Source organism: Pseudomonas sp. SST3 (assembly GCF_003325755.1).
Map to the genome: position 1 here is coordinate 1 of NZ_QORI02000109.1, position 4,534 is coordinate 4,534.

General features: G+C 58.4%; 2 protein-coding genes and 3 pseudogenes. 3 read left to right on the top strand and 2 right to left on the bottom strand.

Features of this window, described 5'->3' with window-relative positions:
- The 3 genes and pseudogenes from DQ405_RS28760 to DQ405_RS28770 all read left to right on the top strand — a co-directional run.
- Positions 1-296: pseudogene (locus DQ405_RS28760) on the top strand (hypothetical protein); the annotation flags it as partial.
- Positions 297-348: 52 nt separating this feature from the next.
- A pseudogene (locus DQ405_RS28765) lies at positions 349-576 on the top strand (GTPase); the annotation flags it as partial.
- A gap of 54 nt (positions 577-630) precedes the next feature.
- Positions 631-1,071 carry a hypothetical protein gene (locus tag DQ405_RS28770; RefSeq protein ID WP_446730915.1) on the top strand — a complete coding sequence of 147 codons (441 nt, stop codon included), beginning with the start codon at positions 631-633 and terminating at the stop codon, positions 1,069-1,071.
- An 18-nt stretch (positions 1,072-1,089) separates the two neighbouring features.
- Here the strand turns inward: DQ405_RS28770 and DQ405_RS24490 are convergent.
- Both DQ405_RS24490 and DQ405_RS24495 read right to left on the bottom strand, forming a co-directional pair.
- Positions 1,090-3,478: pseudogene (locus DQ405_RS24490) on the bottom strand (TonB-dependent siderophore receptor).
- Positions 3,479-3,613: 135 nt separating this feature from the next.
- Positions 3,614-4,534 (bottom strand): FecR domain-containing protein (locus tag DQ405_RS24495; protein ID WP_168426367.1); only part of this gene is annotated, 921 nt, incomplete at its 5' end.

Below are 4,534 nucleotides of genomic sequence, written 5' to 3' on the forward strand. Positions count from 1 at the left end.
TGGGTTGCCGCCTGGCCAGACCCGGGGAATTCAGCGAACGCGCATTCTTGAACGATAAGCTCGACCTGGCCCAGGCCGAAGCTATCGCTGATTTGATCGAAGCCAGTTCTGCACAGGCTGCACGTAACGCGTTGCGCTCATTGCAGGGGGCTTTTTCCCTGCGTGTGCATAATTTGACCGAGCAGTTGATCAGTCTGCGCATCTACGTCGAAGCCGCGATTGATTTTCCGGAAGAAGAAAATCGACTTTCTGGCGGATGGCCATGTATTGGCGATGCTGGACAAAGTCCGCGATGAGTTATCCACAGTGCTGCGTGAAGCCGGGCAGGGCGCCTTACTGCGCGATGGTATGACAGTAGTGATTGCCGGCCGGCCCAATGCCGGCAAATCCAGCCTGCTCAATGCTCTTGCAGGGCGCGAGGCGGCCATCGTCACCGAGATCGCCGGCACTACCCGGGATATCTTGCGGTGAACATATCCACATCGAGGTATGCCGCTGCACGTGGTGGACACCGCTGGTCTGCGCGACACCGACGACCAGGTGGAAAAGATCGGCGTGGAACGTGCGCTCAAGGCGATCAGCGAAGCCGATCGTGTGTTGCTGGTGGTGGATGCCACTGCACCGGAAGCTGTGGATCCTTTTGCCTTGTGGCCCGAATTCCTTGAACAACGGCCAGACCCGGCCAAAGTCACCTTGATCCGTAACAAGGCCGACCTTACGGGTGAAGCCATCGCCCTCGAAACCAGTGAAGATGGCCACGTCACGATCAGCTTGAGCGCGAAATCGGCCGGTGAGGGTCTGGAATTGCTGCGCGAACACCTTAAAGCCTGCATGGGCTACGAACAGACCTCGGAAAGCAGCTTCAGTGCGCGGCGCAGGCACCTGGAAGCGCTGCGTCATGCCAGCGCGGCCCTGGAGCACGGGCGCGCTCAGTTGACCTTGGCGGGGGCTGGGGAGCTGCTGGCTGAAGATCTGCGTCAGGCGCAGCAGCTGTTGGGTGAAATCACCGGCGCTTTCAGTTCGGATGATTTGCTGGGGCGGATTTTCTCAAGCTTTTGCATTGGCAAGTAACCGAGTTATCCACACCGTCTACCAGTTGTAAGACACCGTACCGAGCAAGGTACGGCTGTCGCCCCAATAGCAACGCCCCGCATCGTTGCAACCGGATACATATTCCTTGTCGAACAGGTTCTTGGCGTTCAGGTCCACCGACCAGTGTGGGTTGATCTGATAACCCAGTGCCGCATCCACCAAGGTGACGCTACCTGCGTCCAGCTTCCCGTAGAGCGTAGGCGGGGTGTAGGAAAAGGTACTGTCGAAATAGCGCACCCCGCGCCCACGGAGAAACCCTTGAGTTGGCCGTCGAGAAAGCGATATTTGCCCCACACCGAAGCCTGGTTACGCGGCACGCCCGTCATCTGACGGCCTTCTACCAGCGAAGTGGCCGAATCCTTGGTTATCCGGGCGTCGGTGTAGGTATAGGCTGCCGTCACGTTGAAGTTGGAGCTGATGTTACTGTTGACCTCGACTTCCACGCCCTTGGCGCGACTTTCACCGACTTGGCGATAGCTGTTGGTGGTGGCATCAAGGTAGGTATCGTCCTGCTTGCGCAGGTCATACACCGACACGGTCATCGCCGTATCCCAGCCGATCGGTTCGTACTTAACGCCCACTTCGTATTGGCTGCTGGTGATCGGTTTCAACGGCGAGCCGGCGTTGGAGATCTGCTGCACGGGGACAAACGCGGTGGAATAGCTGACATACGGCGTAAGGCCGTTGTCGAACTGGTACATCACCCCGCCCTGGTAAGTGAATTTACGATCCTGTGAGTTGATATTGCTCGATGGCTTGACCTTGTCTCGGTAATCGCTGTCGACCCAGTCCTGGCGGCCGCCGAGCAGAAAGAGCCAATGGTCGTATTTGCTTTGGATCTGTGCATAAACCCCTTTCATCTGCTGTTCAAGCAAAGTGTTTTGCACTGCCAGGGGAGTGAGCGGGTCGCGCAGGTACACCGGGTTATACACATCGATGGTGCCGGCGAAACCCGCATCCCAGTCTTGATTGAACGAGGTTCGGTCATAGCTGGCGCCCAATAGCACTGTGTTTTCCACACTGCCCAACTGGAACTTGCCTTCGAGCTGGTTATCCAGGGAATAGACCATCGACTTGTTGTAGCGGTCGTAGGCGTTCATGTTCAGCCGGGTGCCGAAGCCACCGTTATTCAATGAGCCAGGCCAGGTTTCGTGCCGGTTGATACGTGACTGCATATAGCGCGAGTTCTGACGGAACTGCCAGTCATCATTGAAGCTGTGGCTGAACTCATAGCCGGTGCTCCACGCTTCGCGTTCAAAGGTGTTCCAGTCCGGGTTGCCCAGCAAGGTGTGTTTGGACAGCTTGCCGTTGGGATTTGTAAGCAGGGTACCGGCGGCGGGTAGGCCGAGTTCCAGGTTGGTATGGTCTTTCTGATAGTTGGCCAGCAGCGTCAGGGTGTTGTAGTCGTCGAAGTTCAGGGTCAGGGATGGCGCGATATACAGACGATCGTCCGGAACGTGATCGGTCTGCGTGTCGGATTTACGCCCCAGCATCACCACCCGGCCCAGGATAGTGTCACTGTCGTTGAGCGGGCCCGAGATATCCACACCCAACTGGCGTCGATTATTCGAACCATAACTCACCTGCACCTCGCCTTGCGGGGTTGCAGTCGGGTGTTTACTCACCAGATTAACCAAGCCACCGGGTGCGTTTTCACCGTAGAGCAGGGAAGAAGGACCGCGGAAAATCTCGACCCGTTCCAGGCCGTAGGGTTCGCTGGTGGTGTCGTATCGATTGCCTTGAACTCGCAGGCCATCTCGCAGCAGGCGTAGCCGTAATCCGTGGCGTTGAAACCGCGTATGAAAAACAGATCGCCTGCCAAGCCGTCGCCCGCCGCGAACGGTGGGGCGAAGATTCCCGGTACGTAGCCCAGCACTTCTGTCAGGGTCTGGGACTTCTGGTCCTTGATACGCTGGCCAGTGACAACGGACACCGAACGCGGGGTCTCGGACAGCGGTGTGCTGGTCTTCGTGCCGATCCGGCTGCTCTGAGCCTTGTAGCCTACATCCCCGGCGATCTCTTGATTGAAGCCGCCCTGTTGATAAGCGTTGACGGTGGTAGGGGCCAAGGTCAATTGGCCAGCAGGTGCCGCCTGTAATACATAGCTGCCGGGAGCCTGTGCGACCGCCTGCAGGTCCGAGTTCTGCAACAGTAGCGCAAAGCCCTGGTCCACCGAATAGTCACCTTGCAGCCCTGGCGTATTCAAACGCGCCGTTTGCTGTGGCGAGAAGGACAGAATCACATTGGCCTTGGCGGCAAACTGGCTCAAGGCGTTGTCCAGCGGGCCTGCGGCAATGGCAAAGTGTTGCGTTGCGCTCGCGGCCATGACGGTGGTGGATAACAACACACCGGTCGTAGCGGTGATGAACTGCAGACCGTACGTCATGCCATGGCAGGAAAGTCGTTTGCGGAGCGGGGTGGGAAGGCGCATAGGTGAGTAAGCCCTGAAGGTAGCGTCGTGATTACCTGTAGGGCCGCACCAGGTCAAAAAAAGATAACCCCTCTGTGGATTATTTTTCGATTAGCCGATCCGGGTGACCGACACCCAATAGCGCGTAAAGTATTTCACTTGAATCGGCAGGCTCGCTTGCAGGTTAGCGAGGACGGCATCGGTTGAGTCCAGACGGAATGTCCCGGAAACGCGTAGGCCCGCAGAGGCTGGGTCGCAGTGCAATACGCCCGGCCGATAGCGCGCCAACTCATCGATAACTTCTCCTAGCCGAGCATCGAGCACGATCAGTTGGCCATCGACCCAGGCGGCCTGTACACCGCCATATCGCTGGGCAGGGCGCACATTGTGCCGATCAAACTCTGCGCTCTCACCCGCGCCCATAGTGCGGCGAAGTTCGGGTTGGTCGCCGGGGGATATCTCAACCCGTTCTTCCAAGACGCCCACCCGCGTGGCATCCGGCAGTTGGCGCACAGTAAACCGAGTGCCCAGCGCCTTGACCCGGCCTTGGCGAGTTTCTACATAAAACGGTAAGTGCCCACCCCGCGTGCCGGTGTGGATAAGTACTTCACCCTCGCGCAGACGGATCAAACGTTGGTACCCGTCAAAGGCCACATCGATAGCGGTATGAGTATTGAGATTGATCTGCGTGCCATCCGCCAACTCGATGCGCCGCCTCTGGCCCACCGACGTGCGGTAATCAGCCCATGCGTTACCCAACGACGTATGTTGCTGGACGTTCCAGCCCAGGTAGCCACTGCCGCCAAGCACCAGCATCCACTTGAGTACCTGGCGCCGCTGTTGCGTGGTGGATAACGCGCGGCGTGTGAGATCAGGGGGCAGGCCACCGAGGCTGCGTTGCAACTGCTCCATCTGGTCCCAAGCCGCCTGGTGGGACGGGTCATGATTAAGCCACTGCTGCCAGGCTTGATGTTGTGCGGGCGTCGGTGATTGCGACTGGAATTGCACATACCAACTGGCAGCGACCTCGAA